This is a genomic window from Bradyrhizobium sp. SZCCHNRI2009, from assembly GCF_032485115.1.
Taxonomy (GTDB): domain Bacteria; phylum Pseudomonadota; class Alphaproteobacteria; order Rhizobiales; family Xanthobacteraceae; genus Bradyrhizobium.
Genome location: NZ_JAUEUH010000001.1, coordinates 178,348 through 192,939 on the forward strand (window position 1 = coordinate 178,348; position 14,592 = coordinate 192,939).

General features: G+C 64.8%; 16 protein-coding genes. 15 read left to right on the plus strand and 1 reads right to left on the minus strand.

What is annotated here, in order from left to right; translation table 11 throughout:
- Position 1 precedes the first annotated feature (1 nt).
- Genes QX041_RS00845 through QX041_RS00885 form a run of 9 tightly spaced genes read left to right on the plus strand, consistent with a single transcriptional unit; the run spans position 2 to position 6,554 of the window.
- Entirely contained in the window at positions 2–1,216 is a 1,215-nt protein-coding gene (locus QX041_RS00845; protein WP_316164286.1) for a type II secretion system F family protein, read from the plus strand.
- An 18-nt stretch (positions 1,217–1,234) separates the two neighbouring features.
- Complete coding sequence (gene gspG / locus QX041_RS00850) at positions 1,235–1,714, plus strand: type II secretion system major pseudopilin GspG (RefSeq protein WP_316164287.1); 480 nt, start codon at positions 1,235–1,237, stop codon at positions 1,712–1,714.
- Between the two features lie 2 nt (positions 1,715–1,716).
- Entirely contained in the window at positions 1,717–2,190 is a 474-nt protein-coding gene (locus QX041_RS00855) for a prepilin-type N-terminal cleavage/methylation domain-containing protein (RefSeq protein ID WP_316164288.1), read from the plus strand.
- Entirely contained in the window at positions 2,159–2,572 is a 414-nt protein-coding gene (locus QX041_RS00860) for a type II secretion system protein (RefSeq protein ID WP_316164289.1), read from the plus strand. Before QX041_RS00855 ends, QX041_RS00860 begins: the two co-directional genes overlap by 32 nt.
- Complete coding sequence (locus QX041_RS00865) at positions 2,572–3,273, plus strand: prepilin-type N-terminal cleavage/methylation domain-containing protein (protein WP_316164290.1); 702 nt, start codon at positions 2,572–2,574, stop codon at positions 3,271–3,273. Before QX041_RS00860 ends, QX041_RS00865 begins: the two co-directional genes overlap by 1 nt.
- A 2-nt stretch (positions 3,274–3,275) precedes the next feature.
- Entirely contained in the window at positions 3,276–4,217 is a 942-nt protein-coding gene (locus tag QX041_RS00870; protein WP_316164822.1) for a type II secretion system protein GspK, read from the plus strand.
- 2 nt (positions 4,218–4,219) lie between these two features.
- Positions 4,220–5,317 (plus strand): PilN domain-containing protein, encoded by a 1,098-nt coding sequence (locus QX041_RS00875; RefSeq protein WP_316164291.1) that lies wholly within the window; start codon positions 4,220–4,222, stop codon positions 5,315–5,317.
- Positions 5,314–5,871, plus strand: a complete 558-nt coding sequence (gene gspM, locus QX041_RS00880; RefSeq protein ID WP_315828119.1) for a type II secretion system protein GspM — start codon at positions 5,314–5,316, stop codon at positions 5,869–5,871. Before QX041_RS00875 ends, gspM begins: the two co-directional genes overlap by 4 nt.
- 20 nt (positions 5,872–5,891) lie before the next feature.
- Positions 5,892–6,554 carry a hypothetical protein gene (locus tag QX041_RS00885; protein WP_316164292.1) on the plus strand — a complete coding sequence of 221 codons (663 nt, stop codon included), beginning with the start codon at positions 5,892–5,894 and terminating at the stop codon, positions 6,552–6,554.
- A gap of 86 nt (positions 6,555–6,640) precedes the next feature.
- Here the strand turns inward: QX041_RS00885 and QX041_RS00890 are convergent, their stop codons facing one another.
- Positions 6,641–6,943 carry a hypothetical protein gene (locus QX041_RS00890; protein WP_315715593.1) on the minus strand — a complete coding sequence of 101 codons (303 nt, stop codon included), beginning with the start codon at positions 6,941–6,943 and terminating at the stop codon, positions 6,641–6,643.
- A gap of 574 nt (positions 6,944–7,517) precedes the next feature.
- On the opposite strand from QX041_RS00890, the gene QX041_RS00895 reads away from it, so the two are divergent.
- From QX041_RS00895 to QX041_RS00920, 6 genes are all read left to right on the plus strand, one after another.
- Positions 7,518–9,512 (plus strand): multicopper oxidase domain-containing protein, encoded by a 1,995-nt coding sequence (locus QX041_RS00895; RefSeq protein ID WP_316164823.1) that lies wholly within the window; start codon positions 7,518–7,520, stop codon positions 9,510–9,512.
- A gap of 628 nt (positions 9,513–10,140) precedes the next feature.
- A complete protein-coding gene (locus QX041_RS00900; RefSeq protein WP_315715594.1) occupies positions 10,141–10,599 on the plus strand; it encodes an FMN-binding protein in 459 nt (152 codons plus the stop codon).
- Complete coding sequence (locus tag QX041_RS00905) at positions 10,580–11,470, plus strand: FAD:protein FMN transferase (RefSeq protein ID WP_315828122.1); 891 nt, start codon at positions 10,580–10,582, stop codon at positions 11,468–11,470. The genes QX041_RS00900 and QX041_RS00905 overlap by 20 nt, the downstream gene beginning before the upstream one ends.
- Positions 11,460–11,990: a hypothetical protein gene (locus tag QX041_RS00910; protein WP_316164293.1), complete on the plus strand. Its 531-nt coding sequence runs from the start codon at positions 11,460–11,462 to the stop codon at positions 11,988–11,990. The genes QX041_RS00905 and QX041_RS00910 overlap by 11 nt, the downstream gene beginning before the upstream one ends.
- A gap of 131 nt (positions 11,991–12,121) precedes the next feature.
- Entirely contained in the window at positions 12,122–12,340 is a 219-nt protein-coding gene (locus tag QX041_RS00915; protein ID WP_315752144.1) for a helix-turn-helix transcriptional regulator, read from the plus strand.
- 895 nt (positions 12,341–13,235) lie between these two features.
- A complete protein-coding gene (locus tag QX041_RS00920) occupies positions 13,236–14,558 on the plus strand; it encodes a dicarboxylate/amino acid:cation symporter (RefSeq protein ID WP_315715597.1) in 1,323 nt (440 codons plus the stop codon).
- Positions 14,559–14,592 lie beyond the last annotated feature (34 nt).

Genomic DNA, 14,592 nt, shown 5'->3' on the forward strand with positions numbered 1-14,592 from the left:
GGTGAGCAAATTCCGCTATCGTGCACTGACCGAGAACGGCGACGTCGTGCACGGCACGATCTCGGCTGCCACCGCCAAGGAGGTGATCGACCGGATCGAGTATCTGCGGCTGCTGCCGATCGAGACGGTCGAGGAAAGGGCCGCGAGCGTCCTCGCCCGCGACGCGTTGGCGCTGTTCGGCGGTCCGACGCCTGGCGATGTCACGACCTTCACGCGCGATCTGGCGCTGTTGCTGAAGGCCGGAGCCCGCCTCGAGGACTCGCTCGAGCTTCTCGCTGGCGATGCCGATATCGGTCGGCTGCGTCCGATCGTCAGCCGGTTGCGATCCAGCGTCCTGGCTGGAGAAAGTTTCGCCGAAGCGCTGACGCATCATGCCTTGCAGTTTCCCGCGATGTACGTTGCGCTGGTGCGGGTCGGGGAGGTCTCGGGCACCCTCGATCATGTGCTCGATGTGCTCGGCGCCGAGCGGGCGCGCGCGGAGGCGATGCGTCGCAAGCTCAGCGACGCGATGCAGTACCCGCTGTTCGTCCTGATCGCCGCGCTTCTGGTGATGCTGTTCTTCTTCATCGTCGTGCTGCCGCAGTTCTCGGCGGTGCTGCGCGATTTCGGCGCCAGGTCCGACGCCGCCATCAACACGTTTCTCGACATCTCCGATTTCGTCCGTGGCAACGGCGCGGTGATCGCGCTGTCGGCGAGCGCGCTGATTGCTGCGGCTCTCCTCCTCCTTGGCCGCGCAAGCGTGCGCGCTGCCGTGATCGCGCGGGTCTGCCGGCTTCCGGGCCTCGCAACCGTGTTCAGGTCGTATCGCACGAGCGTATTCTGCCGCAATCTCGCGATCCTGCTCGGCAGCGGGCTGACCTTGACGGCGACGCTGCGCATCCTGGTCGACATCATGGCGGCCACCGGCAGCGCCGCGGCGTGGAACGCCGCGGCCGACCGCGTTCGTCACGGCGGCAAGCTGTCGGAAGCGCTGGCGGCGACGAACATTCTGCCGGCCATGGCCACGCGGATGATCCGGATCGGCGAGGAGACCGGACAGCTGCCGGTTCTCGCCGGCCGCATCGCCGAGTTCTACGAGGCGAAGCTGCAGCGCGGTCTCGATCGCATCGTGGGCATCGTCGGTCCGGCCGCGATCATTCTCATCAGCACCGTCGTGGGCGGTCTCATCGTCTCGGTGATGACCGCGCTGCTGTCGGTGACGCAACTCGTCGGGTAGAACAAGATGGACCATCGCATGAAACAGTCAGGGATCAGCTGTACCGCGCGGCGGACCAACATTGCGCGCGACGACCCTCAGAGCGGCTTCACGCTCGTCGAGATGCTGGTCGTCATCGCCATCATCGGAATGATCATGGGTCTGATCGGACCGCGTGTGCTGACATCCCTGAACGAATCCCGCGTCAAGACCGCCCGGATTCAAATTCAGAGTTTTTCGAGCGCGCTCGATCTGTTCTATCTCGACACGGGGCGCTATCCGACCTCGTCGGAAGGTCTGACCGCGCTGGTCCGGCCTGCCTCGACCATCGCAGGCTGGGCGGGTCCGTATCTCAAGGGAGGAAATGTCCCGAGCGATCCCTGGAATCACGCCTACGTCTACCGGTCGCCCGGACAGCATGTGCCCTATGAAATCGTGTCGTACGGATCGGACGGGCAGGAGGGCGGCGTGGATATTGCCGCCGACATCTCTTCGTCGATCACGATGGGCGCCAAATAGCGATGGTCGGCCGTGACGGCTGCGAGGCCGGCTTCACTCTGATCGAGATGGTCTGTGTGCTTGCGATCGTCGCGCTGCTGGCGTCCGTCGCGGTTCCCGCCGTCTCGCGGCAGACCTCGCGGCCGCAACTCGAGGCCTATGCGATCGAGGCTGCTGCGCTGCTGAAGGCCGATCGCAACGCCGCGATCAGGCGAGGCTTGGAGGTCGTGACTCGCATCGACGCGCAGGCGCGCTCGCTCAGCTCGGGCGCGAATGGGCAGGTCGTTCGCTTGCCGACCGACGTGCGGGTCGAGACGGTGCTGCCGCGTCGTTGCGACGACCGGCCCGCATTCCAGACCATCAGCTTCTTCGGATCGGGCATGTCGTGCGGCGGCGTCATCACGCTCACCCATCTCGATGCGGGCTACCAAATTCGCGTCAACTGGCTGACAGGAGGGATCGAGATTGTCCCGAGCACTGGTCTGTCGAGCCGATAGGCCGACGGCAGGATTTACCCTGATCGAGACGTTGGTCGCGCTCGCGATCATGGCGGTGTCGCTCGTCGCGATCGGCGCGCTCATGGGGTCCTCGGCGCGCGGCAGCAGGAAGCTGGAGCAGCATGTCGCTCTGGTACAGGCGGCCTATAACGCACTGTGGCTGGCCTTTCCGTCCCGCCTGCCGCCGGCATCGCCGACGCAGTCCGGGGAGTCGACGGCACATCTCTGGCGCGCGCAGGCAGAGCCTTTCGCAATCGATGGCGGCGCGCCGGACAGCGCGTCGGCGTGGATCCCAAAGAAGATCGTGCTCCAGGTGCGATCGCCATCGGGCGCGACCATGGAGCTGGAAACCATCCGGCTGTTTCGAAGGCGGGCCGAGTGATGGCGACGCGGACCAACGATACTCAAGCTGGCTTCACCCTCGTGGAAGTCCTCGTCGCCATGGTCTTGATGGGGCTGCTGATCTCCGCGCTGCTCGCGATCACATCGCAGTGGCTGCCGAACTGGGATCGCGGCCTGTATCGCATCCAGCGCAGCGAATCCATCAGCATGGCGCTCGATCGCATCGGCGCCGATATCGCGGCCTCCGAATTCATCAAGCCGGATGGGCAGGCCAAGTCGGTTCTGTTCGACGGATCGGAGACGTCGATCACGCTCGTCCGAACGGCGCTCGGACCGCATCGGGGCCGGGGACTGGACGTGGTCCGCATCACCGAAGGCGGCGGTGATCGCGCGGCGTTGACCCGCACCCGCGCGGCATTCGTGCCCGGCAGTGCGTCCGCCCGGGATTTCGGTGATCTGGTGGTGCTGCTGACGGCGCCGTATCGGGTGTCGTTTGCCTATGCGGGGACAGACCGGATCTGGAGTCCATCGTGGCAAGATGCAGAAAGGCTGCCTGCGGCCGTGCGGGTGACGGTGCACGACGGAAGCCGCGCAAGCGCACCGTCGCTGTCACGGATCGCCGTCATTCGTGTTTCGGCGCCGCCCGACAGCGTCTGCCGGCCTGCGGACCCCAGCTGCGACAGACATGCGCTCTCGGCCGATGCAACGGTCGGGCGCGCCTCCACGGCATCGAAGCAATGATGATGTGGCGACAGAAGCACCCGCGAGATCCGGATCCCGATGATCGGGAAGGTGGGTTCGTGCTCATTGCGGTGCTGTGGCTCCTGGTTTCGCTGGCTGGACTGGCAGGCGCCTTGTCCGTCTATCTCGTCAGCACCTCTCAACGCCTGTCGCTCGATGATGCTCGCCTGCGATCGGCGGCGCTGGCCTCGGCAGGCCTTGAGGTTGCGGCCTACAGATTGTCCGCATCGCCGAAGCCGCAGCGTCCCGCGGCCGGGGCATTTTCGTTCCGGCTCGATCATGCGCAGGTCTCGGTCGCGTTCCGGTCGGAAGCCGCCCGAATCGATCTCAATCAGGCGTCCAGGCAGATGCTGGCGAACCTGTTCGAGGTTCTCGGCGCGCGCGCGGACAAGGCCGGCGAGTATGCCGAGCGGATCGTCGGCTGGCGAACGCCGCCGGCCGACAACGTTGCGGATGCGGAGCGCGATCTCTACCGCACGGCCGGCGCGGATTACATGCCTCGCTCCGCGCCGTTCGCAAACGTCGAGGAGCTTCGGCTGGTGCTCAACCTGCCGCCGCCGCTGGTCGACAAAGCCATGTCCTTCGTCACCGTCTTCAGCGGCCGGCGCGAGATCGACGCGCTGGAGGCCGCCCCCGAGGTGGTGGCCGCGCTTCCCGGGATGACCCAGGAGCAGTTGAAGAGCTTCCTCGATCAGCGGGCCGGCCTGCGCCGCGACGTCAGGTCGCTCAACGCGGCGCTGGGGCCGGCGCGCGCCGGAGCGACCTTGGAGGTCGCCGATGCCGTCCGCGTGTGGGTCACGATCGGCTTTGACGGCGGTCGCAGGGCCGCAACGGAAGCGGTCATCCTGCTGGGCGATGGTGAGGATCCTTACCGCGTCCTGGCGTGGCGCGATGATGTCAACACTCCGGGGATGCTTCGGCCAACAGGAAAGGCGCCGAGATGACGATGTCGACGCGCGTGCGCCGCGAACTGGCGGCCTGGATCGGCTCCGTCGCCGAAGCCGTGGTGGCCGCGATAGGCCGGCTCACCATCAAGCCGTCTGTCCGGCTGATCGAGATTGAACGGAACGTCTTCATCATGCGGATGCTCGCGCGACCCGGGCGATCCGTCCCGCCCGATTGTCGCATTCTCCTGCCGGACGGCGACGCGAGCCTGCCCGCGCCTCCGGAGAGCTGGAAGGCGGCCGTTCACGGCAGCCGGATCGAAGTCGTGCTGAGGCCGGACCGTTTTCTCTGGCGGCCGCTGGATCTGCCCAAGCGCGCCGTCGAGTTTCTCGATGCCATGGTCCGCTCGCAGCTCGACCGGTTGACGCCGTGGTCGGCGCATGAGGCCGTGTTCGGCAGGACTGCGCCGGTCGAGATATCGAGTGAGCGCATCCAAACAACCGTGATCGCCGCGCCAAGGCCGAAGCTGGAATCTCTCATTCGCCTCGCCGAGTCCTGGCGGGCTGGATCGATCATCCTGTTTGCTGCGCCTGAGACGGCGCCGATGCCGGTCGACGACCGGCTCACCGCAACCAATGCAACGAGGTTGACCGAGCAGCGCCTGGGGGGATCGCTCGATGTCGGCCGTGTCAGTCGGGTCCTGGCCGCTCTGTTGATCGTCGCCGCAATCTCAGCGGCGCTGTCTTTCGCGGCGGGGAGCCTGCTGGGCGAGAGGCTGGACGAGCAGCAAGGCCAGCTCACGCGGAGGATATCCGAGCGGCGCGCAGCGCTGCGCCTCGATCTGCAGGGCACCGACAACGCCGCGCTGCGAGGCCTGATGCGACGCAAGCAGGAAAGCCCCGCGGCGGTCGTGCTGATGGAGGCGCTGTCCCGGATACTGCCCGACAACACGTATGTGACCGAGCTGCGGATCGAGAAAGACAGACTGCAAATCGTCGGAATGACCCAGGATGCGCCGGCACTGGTCAAATTGATCGAGCAGTCGGCGCACTTCACGCGCGCGACCTTCTTCGCGCCGACCACGCGTTCGGCTGAGGATCCCGGACAACGGTTCCATATCGAAGCGGGCATCAAGCCCCATTTTGGACTTGGCACATGAGCGTCGCAAAGCTCGTCACGGACAATTCCGCATCGCCCTCGATCGCCGCCGCCGCCTATGCGGGACTGCTGATCGTGCTGATCTCGGTCACGGTGCTGTCGATCAAGAGCATGATCGATCAGCGCAGCGAAGTGACCTCGCTCGCCGATACACTCCACCTGCTGGACGCCCACAGCATGGCGGCCGCGCGTCAGGCCGGCAACGGCGATGCCGGCATGACGGGATCGGCCTTTCTCGAAGGACCGACCGTGACCGTGGCAGGAGCAGCGCTGCTGCAGCGCCTTGGCGACGTGGTGACGCGTCATGGCGGCAGCGTGTCGTCGTCGCAGCTCGATGTGCAGGGCCCCCGCGCCAAGGACGGTCATATCAGCGGGAGCGCGAGCTTCGAGGCCGGTCAGTCCGATCTGCAGTCGATCCTCTACGATCTGGAGGCCGGCATGCCCTGTCTGTTCGTCGACGAGCTGGTCGTCGAGGGGAACGGCCCCGCGGCGTCCTCCAGCGGCAAGCTGCGCGTGCTGATGACGGTCTCCGGACAGTGGCAGGGCCTGCAATGAGCAGTCGCGCCAAGCTTTGCATGATCGGCTGTTGCAGCGTTCTGGCGGTGGCGTCGGCGTTCGGCATCGCCCATTCGGCCGGTCTGGACGTCTCGGGAGCGGTCTCCGCCGAACAGCCGAGCGGATCGGCGCAAGGCCCGTCCATCGCGCAGCGAACGCCATCGCGAACCGGCAACCCATTATGGGGCATTCCGCTCGAGCAATTGTCGGCGACGCGCGAGCGCCCGCTATTTTCGCCGTCTCGCCGCCCTCCGCCGACGGAGGCTCCGCTGCCGGCCGTCGTGGAGGCTCCGGTGGTGCAGGAGCCGCCCGCACCGGAACGGCCGCAACTCGCGCTCGTCGGCACCGTCGTGAACGGGGACCGCGGCCTTGCGGTGTTCGTCGATACGAGCAGCAAGACGCCGTTGCGGATCAGAACCGGCGCGGACTATCAGGGGTGGACGCTGCGTCTCGTCGAGGCGAGATCGGTCACGCTGCAACGGGGCGAGGACGTCACCGTTCTCACGCTGCTGCCGGCGCAGGCGCCGGCCCAGCCGACGAATTCAGCTAGCGAAAGCTTTGCCCAGATGCCGTCAACCCCCACGGCGCCTCCGCTGGCTCAAGCAGGGCCGCCCTTTCTGTCGCCCGAGTCGAGGCTGCTCCGGATGCATCAACGCCAACGCTCGGGACGCCGTCAATTGTAAGGATGGATCCGATCTGGATCGAAGCGTGACGATAGGCGCCGGCAGGCCGCACCGACAAAAGCGATGCGGCTCTCGGTCGATGGCGCTCAGCGCTTGCACAATCCGCTCGTCAGCACCCATCCCTTGTCCGTGAGAGCCGCGGAGACGATGTCGAAATACAGGCGCTTGTCGGGGTCGTCCTCCGATACGAAAGAGACCTGGCACAGGAAACGCCCGCCCACGTCGCCCTTGTCGCAGGTCGCCTCGACGATCTTGAGGCCCTTGTCGTGGCGGACGCCGGATGACGGCGCCTCCTGCTCATAGGCCTTCTGGATGATCTCGGTGGTCGGTGCTCCACAGGCCATGCCGGTTACGTTGCAGGCCCATGCGAGAACAACAGCAAGCAGCATCGTTCGGTCTCCTCGGAGCGGGGCACTCACAAACATGTCCGGCAGCGTTCGCGTCCGACACGATCTCATGAGCTTCATGGCGAGCTACGAGAGCTGGTTGTCGTTTTTGTGTCGCTGCTGTCCGCCACGCGCACAACGCAGGCGTCTGGACGTGTAGTTAGATCGATTCTTAAACGCCGGTCGGCAATTCTCACAAAGCGAAAGAAAACGTCACAAAGGAGCCACCCGACATGGCGACGAAGGCCGAGGGGACGATGCGGCAGATCGGCTGATGAGTTCGGACTGCTCATTCGAATTCCGCATCCCGGGGACGGCGATCGTTCCTACCGGTGTATCTCGAGCCAGATGGGGATCAGGCATGTTAGTTGGGCGTGTGCGCAAGCCAACTCTGCGATTACTGACGTCGGCGGCCGCGATGTTGGCCGGTTTGACCGTTGCGGGTCCTGCGGCGCAGGCCCACGATCTGGCCGAGCCGACGGTGTTCAGGAGTTGGCATGGCGTGCTCGATCTGCTGATGATCGCGCGCCCCAAGCCGATCTCGACGATCACCTATGAGCCCCCTGGGGGCTCGCCGATGAACCCGACCGGCTGGGTCTACGAGATCTGTCGGCGGCCGGCCTCAGGCGACAAATGTCCTGCCGGCGCCGCGGTGGCGGATTATGGTGGCGTGCGACTGGCGCTGCAGAAGGGGGATACGCTGAAGATCAGGCTGGTGAACCAGCTGCCGCAGCTCGACCCAGCCAAGGTGAATCACAACACCGATCCCGGCCAGGCCAATTTGTTTCGCAATCCGACCAACCTGCATACCCATGGGCTGATCGTCGAGCCGCGCGCGCCGACGCTGACCGACCAGACGTTCGGGGACTACGTCTTCGTTCAGATCTTCAACTCGGCCAACGGCATGCCGGTGCCGCAGACCACCCATCAGCACGGCTCCAACAAGATGGACTCCGCGGATTACCGCATCGAGATTCCGCGCAACCACCCGTCGGGCCAGTTCTGGTTTCACCCGCACATTCATGGCATTTCGCTCAACCAGGTCTCGCAAGGCCTGGCGGGCATCATCTCGGTCGGCGAGGTCTCGGACTATGCGCATGGCGATGCCAGGCATTCGCCGTTTCCGGACGCGAGCGTGCGCCATCTGATCCTGAAGGATCTTCAGGTCGCGCCCGGCGGCCCGGTGCAGTTCGACAGCGGTCCGGTGGACGTCCAGCCCGGCGAGGTGATCAACCAGCAGGATCCGGGCTTCTGCGCCCAGTTTCCGGCAGACAGCTCCGAAGTGCGTGAGGGGGCGTGCCCGGGCGTCGATCTGTCGGCCGATGGCGGCTCCAACTTCTCCGGCGGCAAATGGTTCTTCACGGTCAACGGCCAGACGTTCCCGAAGATCAAGGTCACCGATCCCGATGGCGAGGTCTGGCGGCTCACCAATGCGTCCGGCAGCCTGTCCTACAATCTTCAGCTGACCGATGACGAGACGCAGAAGCCGATGGTCATGCAGCTGATCTCGGTCGACGGCGTGAGCGTGAACCTGCCGCAGGATACGACGATGGACACCATGGTTCGTCTCGGCGGCGCCCGCTTCAGGGTCGTTCCCTGTCCGCCGTCGCCAACGTCGGGCTTTCATTCGAAGCCGGTCTGCGTCACCCAGATGGTCATGATGCCGAGCTCGCGCACCGAGGTGTTCGTCACCTATCGCGATCCCGCGACAGGTGCCATCGCCAGCCTTGGGCGGTCCGCCTCCGCGACCTTCAAGATGGCCGGATTGACGATGGGTAGCGGCGATCAGTGGCCGGCGGTCGATCTCGCCAAGGTGCACTTCCACCAGCGCGGTTGGCGCAATCACATCGCCTACGCCATGGACATCAGGGGAGACGCCTTGGCGACCATGCAGCCGTCGGGCATCCTCGATGCCAAGGTGCCGTACGCGAACGCCGCGCCGCTGCGTGCCGGCTGCCGTCCGCTGCCGGCGGGGCATCGCCGCCGGATCTTCTTCGGCATCGCCGACCTGACCGACGACGGCACCTTCGGTCTCGGCTATGAGGAGGTCGATCAGAACGGCAACCCGGTGCCCGGCACCCAGCTCCCGGTGAGCCAGTTCGACCCGTCGCAGAACATCGTCTGTCTGCCGCTCGCGCCGGGACAGCGCCCCGTCCACGAGACCTGGGAGCTGGTGCAGCTGTCGACGGAAAATCACAACTTCCACATTCACCAGACGCGCTTCCGGACCGTCAACAGCAAGGCGGGAGAGAACACGCCGCTGTCGGTATCGCTGAACAGGAGCATCGGCGGGGGCATGCTGCAGGACAACGTCCCGCTCGGCGTCGCGACTCCGAACGTCCCGGAAGTAATGGAATCCCAGAGCGGGGTCTGCAGCATCGAGCAGTGGCGGAACGGGCAGTGCACGTCGAAGCCCGTGGTGGTTGATATCCCGTTCTCACAGGTCGGCGAGTTCGTCTATCACTGCCATATTCTCGAACATGAGGACGGGGGCATGATGGCGAAGATCAAGGTCGTGCCCTCGCCCTATGGCGGCAATCCGTGGGAGGCAATGAACCAGATGCCGTGGTAGTTGCGGCAGCGGTCTTCTGCCATGCCGTTCACAGGGTCGGCGCCACATCTGCGGCGCCGACCTTCGTTTGTGCGCAGCGATGCTCTTGCGCGGCCGCCTTACCGCCGCGAAGGACGATCGCCTGCCAAACGCGACGCGCTTTCCAGCTCCTGTTCGAAGATGGGATTACGCATTTTGAATCGATCTAAACGGCTGCAAACGTCTTTGCATGACTTTGAAATGTCAGGCTCGCGTGCCGCAAGCTGCGCGAGCGCGGTCCCCGCGATGTGGCGATCTGCAGCAACATTGTTATTCCCCAGCCGCTCCGGCAAATCGCCAACATCGACGCGGCAATTCGCCGCAATCGAAACACTACTCTCTCGACTGACATTCGGAGCCATTTGCAGCGCGCGTGGTTGCGAACGTCGCAAGGACGGAGGCAGACCCGCGAACGGGTAGGGCTGTTGCCGAGGCAAAGTGTGATCGATCGCTCGGGTTCATCGTCGCACTGAACTGGATGGTTCGGAGCGTCGCTGCTGCGGCTTAGACGGCTTCGCAGGAGAGGTTGACAGCGATCGATGCCCTGAGAAGACGAAAATGCGTTCGGCGAGGGAGGGCGTACCATGGAAACAAAGTTGAGGTGGACGAGATGAGCGATTGGTTGAAATGGACGGCGCCCGCAGTGGCCGTCATGTCGATCGCCGCACCGGCCCATGCCATTCAGTACATGAGCGTCGAAGAGGCGCAGAAGGCCGCTTTTCCGGGAGCCAGCTTTTCCGAAGTCCAGCCGGGCAGGGTATGGAAGGCGAGCAATGGCGGCTACTTCTATTACGATCACGTCGTCGGCAAGCACCTCCTGATCGACTACACGGTTGCCGTCGGACCCGACGGGCGGGTGCGTCGCGTCGACATTCTGAACTATCGCGAATCCTATGGCGGCGAGGTGCACGATGCCAGCTGGCTCGGTCAGTTCGTCGGCAAGAGCAGTCAGAACGAGCTTCGCATCAACTCCGACATTCGCAACATCTCGGGCGCTACGCTGTCCTCGACCCATTTGACCGAGGGCGTTAAGAAGGTGCTGTCGTATCATGCCAGCCACTTCCGCTAGCCTTCGACGAGCACGGGCTCTGCTCGGGACATTCGTCGAGATCGACGTCACGGATGCACGCCGCTGCGATGCGGAGAACGCCGTTGAAGCGGCGTTTTCCGCGGTGACCGACGTGCATCGGCTGATGAGTTTCCACGATCCCGACAGCGACGTGTCGCGGCTGAACCGCGCGGCATCGAGCGGCGTCGTGAAGGTGCATTCCTGGACCTACGCCGTGCTGAAGATGGCGCTCGATGTGACCCATCACTCCGACGGCGCCTTCGACGTTGCCGTCGCCGGCGCGGCAAGGCCGTCTGTGGGCTCGACGGCGCAAGCGGATGTCCCGCAGTCGACTGCGATCGAGTTGCTCGCCGACGACCGCGTCCGTTTCCGCGATTCCGCCGTCAAGATCGATCTCGGCGGCATCGCCAAGGGGTTCGCCGTGGACCGCGCGATCGCGGCGTTGCAGAGCCGCGGCGTGCGCTCCGCAATGGTCAATGCAGGTGGGGACCTCGCCGCCTTCGGGCCCGATGCCCGCATCGTCCACATTCGCGACCCGCGTTTCCCGGACAGGCTTTTGTGCCAGGTCGAAGTAAGCAATGGGGCGCTCGCGTCGTCGGCGCGCCGCTTCGACCCGTTTCGATCGACGGAAACAATGGATACAGCGGTCGTCACGCCTTCGACCCGGCTGCCCACAGGGGCGGCCCACGGCGCCACCGTGAGCGCGCCAACCTGCATGGTTGCCGACGCGCTGACCAAGGTCGTCATGGTCGCCGGCGAGCAGTCCGCGGCGTCATTGGCGCGCTTCCAGGCGAGCGCCATGCTGATTGCGGCGAACGGCGACATTCATACGACACCGGACTGGCAAGGAGTTCACCAGCATGCGGCTTAAAGGCTTGTTTCGGTTCGCCCTCTACGGAATTCTCGGGCTCTTGTTCGCCAGCGGCGCGCTGTGGATCTATGCCGACCAGATGAAGACCCGCACGGAGCTGGACAGCGAGATGTGGCAGCAGGCCGCCGCGTTCCTGCTGAGCATGCATGGCGGATCCGCGATGGTGACGCTGTTGCTGCTTGGAGCGCTCGGTCCCCTGCACGTCCAGCGCGCGTGGCGTGCCGGGAAGAATCGAGCGACCGGTATCGTCAGCCTCGCGATGTATGGTCTGCTCATCGCGACGGCGTTCGGGCTCTACTACGTCGGATCCGAAGCGCTTCGGCCCTGGATCAGCACGGTCCACATTGCGTTCGGGCTCGGCGTTCCGGCTGTCATCACCGCCCACATCATCGTCGGCCGCTCGAGCGTTGTCGCCACGGCTCAGTCCGTGCGGCCACAACGTGCGACCTCTCCGACCCTGGTTCCTGCCGACGCGCCTGCCGATGCCGATCTGGTCAACGTCATGAGCAAGGTAGGTTGACCGCATCCGGCGTTGGGCTGGCCGAGCAGGTCTCCATCCCGGCAACGACTTCCTTGCTCGCAGTTGGCCAACCGCCGCATGGAGGAATTTTCCGAGCCGGCGATCGATGCGTCCCATGAAATGGCTGTTTGATGACTCCCGATCGATCTCGGGCAGCTCGTGGTCTGCTCGACTGGTCTCAGGCTGAATTGGCTGCTCGGTCCAATTTGAGTGACAGTACCATTCGCGATTTCGAAAAAGGCGGCCGGATCCCGTCAATCAACAATTTGGCGGCCGTCAGGCGCGCCCTGGAGGCGGGAGGCGTGCAATTCATCGACGGCGACCAGCCCGGTGTTCGATTGGCGCGCTGATAGTTAACTCCGATCGCTCAGATTCCAAAGCCGCCCTGGGCTCGCTAGCCGCCCATGGAATTGGCCATCATCTACTCTGCAGCCGCGGCAACTTCTGGCGAAGCCAATAGCCGAGTTCAACACTCGGATGCGACGGGCGCCGCGGGCGCCTCGCGTTTGCGATCAAGGCGCGAGAATAGCCAATGATGGCTCATTGGTCATTCGCCCTGTTCTTGACGCTTGCCCTGACGCGCCCGCAACCCGGGAAGTGGTTCGAGACCGATTTGGCAGTCCGTAGGCCGGCTCGCGTTCCGAATAGCGATGTAACCTATTGGAATTCCCAGGGTCGGTTTCTCTCTGTGTTTCAGAATGCGCGTTGATTTGTATAGCGGACCGCGCAACTTTTGATTCCGCCATTCGGAGGTTCGATCCCTCCGCCCCAGCCAGGTCGAGCGCGACGGGCAGGGATGGATATTGCCGGTGGGAACCATGTCGCCGGCGCGTCCGATGTTTCGGACGCCTGCGACGGCAAATTTCCGGAAGTCCAGACAAGTCGCGGGCTGTGGCTTGGTCGCGCGCCGCGTGATGGTTCACAAATCGTAGCAAACTGAAGGACATGCAGGCGCCTCATGTGGCACCGCTCCGCTGGCACGATTGCTGCTTACTGAGCCGCCAAACGAGCGCCAGCTCCAGAACAACAGATGCGAGGGGACGTCCGGATGCCAGCCCACAGCTCATTCCTGACCTGAGACCCGGCGACAGGCGATCCCGCCTGTGCGAGCTTCTCGGGTCCGCCCCCGGCGAGGCCCGCGTCCAGACGCACGACGTTGCCCCGGCACGCAATGGAGCCGGCGCGGAAGCGGGTCATAGGCAGACCAGAGAGATAGACCGAGTGAGATCAGGGAGAGAAGATTCGATGTCTGCAACCACCACAGCGGCCGCGGCGCCGCAGAAACCGTTCTACCGGGTCCTCTATGTGCAGGTCCTGTTCGCGATCGTGCTCGGTGTCATCGTCGGCTGGCTCTGGCCCGAGCTCGGCAGGAACGAATGGATCAAGGCGCTGGGCGACGGCTTCGTCAAGCTGATCAAGATGGTGATCGCGCCGGTCATCTTCTGCACCGTCGTGTCGGGCATCGCGCATGTCTCCGAGGTGAAGAAGGTCGGCCGCGTCGCCGTCAAGGCGCTGATCTATTTCGAGATCGTCTCGACCTTCGCGCTCGCGCTCGGGCTCATCGTCGGCAATTTCATTCAGCCCGGGGCAGGCTTCCAGGGCCAGAGCAGCAACGCCGCCGCCGTCGCCAACTACGCCAAGCAGGCGAGCGAGATGAAGTCGGTCGACTTCGTGCTCCACATCATCCCGGACACGGTGGTGGGAGCGTTCGCGCAGGGCGAGATCCTGCAGGTGCTGCTGTTCTCGATTTTGTTCGGCATTTCGCTGATGACGCTCGGTGAGCGCGGCCATACGATGCGCGCGTTCATCGACGACGCCGCGCACGCGATCTTCGGCGTCATCGCCCTCGTGGTGAAGGCCGCTCCGATCGGCGCCTTCGGCGCCATGGCCTTCACCATCGGCCGCTACGGGCCGCAGGCGCTCGGCAACCTCGCCGGCCTGATCGCGACCTTCTATCTCACCGCGCTCACTTTCGTCGTGGTCGTGCTCGGCATCATCGCCCGCATTGCCGGGTTCTCGATCTTCAAGTTCCTCAAATACATCAAGGACGAGCTGCTGATCGTGCTCGGCACCTCGTCGTCCGAGAGCGCGCTGCCGCAGATGATGGAGAAGCTTGAACGCCTCGGCTGCTCCAAGCCGGTCGTCGGCCTGGTGGTTCCGACCGGCTACTCGTTCAATCTCGACGGCACCAACATCTACATGACGCTGGCGACGCTGTTCATTGCGCAGGCGATGAACGTTCACCTGTCCTTCGGTGAGCAGATCACGATCCTGCTGGTCGCGATGCTGACCTCGAAGGGCGCCTCGGGCATCACCGGCGCCGGCTTCATCACCCTGGCCGGAACGCTGGCGGCCGTGCGGCCGGAGCTCGTTCCCGGCATGGCGATCGTGCTCGGCATCGACAAGTTCATGAGCGAGTGCCGCGCACTGACCAATCTGTGCGGCAACGGCGTCGCCTGCGTGATCGTGGCGTGGTGGGAAGGCGAGCTCGATCGCGACAAGCTGCGCATCGCGCTCGATCGCGATATCGACCCGGCCGACGTCGAAGTCGCGGTCACGACGGGATAGGCCTGCGGTCGTGGGGGCGCTGCCGTCGCATTCC

Excerpts from the sequence above, each read along its gene's own strand:
- gspG (WP_316164287.1), top strand. The coding sequence starts at position 1,235 with ATGAAACAGTCAGGGATCAGCTGTACCGCGCGGCGGACCAACATTGCG.
- QX041_RS00855 (WP_316164288.1), top strand. The coding sequence starts at position 1,717 with ATGGTCGGCCGTGACGGCTGCGAGGCCGGCTTCACTCTGATCGAGATG.
- QX041_RS00865 (WP_316164290.1), top strand. The coding sequence starts at position 2,572 with ATGGCGACGCGGACCAACGATACTCAAGCTGGCTTCACCCTCGTGGAA.
- QX041_RS00870 (WP_316164822.1), top strand. The coding sequence starts at position 3,276 with ATGTGGCGACAGAAGCACCCGCGAGATCCGGATCCCGATGATCGGGAA.
- QX041_RS00875 (WP_316164291.1), top strand. The coding sequence starts at position 4,220 with ATGTCGACGCGCGTGCGCCGCGAACTGGCGGCCTGGATCGGCTCCGTC.
- gspM (WP_315828119.1), top strand. The coding sequence starts at position 5,314 with ATGAGCGTCGCAAAGCTCGTCACGGACAATTCCGCATCGCCCTCGATC.
- QX041_RS00885 (WP_316164292.1), top strand. The coding sequence starts at position 5,892 with ATGATCGGCTGTTGCAGCGTTCTGGCGGTGGCGTCGGCGTTCGGCATC.
- QX041_RS00890 (WP_315715593.1), bottom strand. The coding sequence starts at position 6,943 with ATGCTGCTTGCTGTTGTTCTCGCATGGGCCTGCAACGTAACCGGCATG.
- QX041_RS00895 (WP_316164823.1), top strand. The coding sequence starts at position 7,518 with ATGAACCCGACCGGCTGGGTCTACGAGATCTGTCGGCGGCCGGCCTCA.
- QX041_RS00900 (WP_315715594.1), top strand. The coding sequence starts at position 10,141 with ATGAGCGATTGGTTGAAATGGACGGCGCCCGCAGTGGCCGTCATGTCG.
- QX041_RS00905 (WP_315828122.1), top strand. The coding sequence starts at position 10,580 with ATGCCAGCCACTTCCGCTAGCCTTCGACGAGCACGGGCTCTGCTCGGG.
- QX041_RS00910 (WP_316164293.1), top strand. The coding sequence starts at position 11,460 with ATGCGGCTTAAAGGCTTGTTTCGGTTCGCCCTCTACGGAATTCTCGGG.
- QX041_RS00915 (WP_315752144.1), top strand. The coding sequence starts at position 12,122 with ATGACTCCCGATCGATCTCGGGCAGCTCGTGGTCTGCTCGACTGGTCT.
- QX041_RS00920 (WP_315715597.1), top strand. The coding sequence starts at position 13,236 with ATGTCTGCAACCACCACAGCGGCCGCGGCGCCGCAGAAACCGTTCTAC.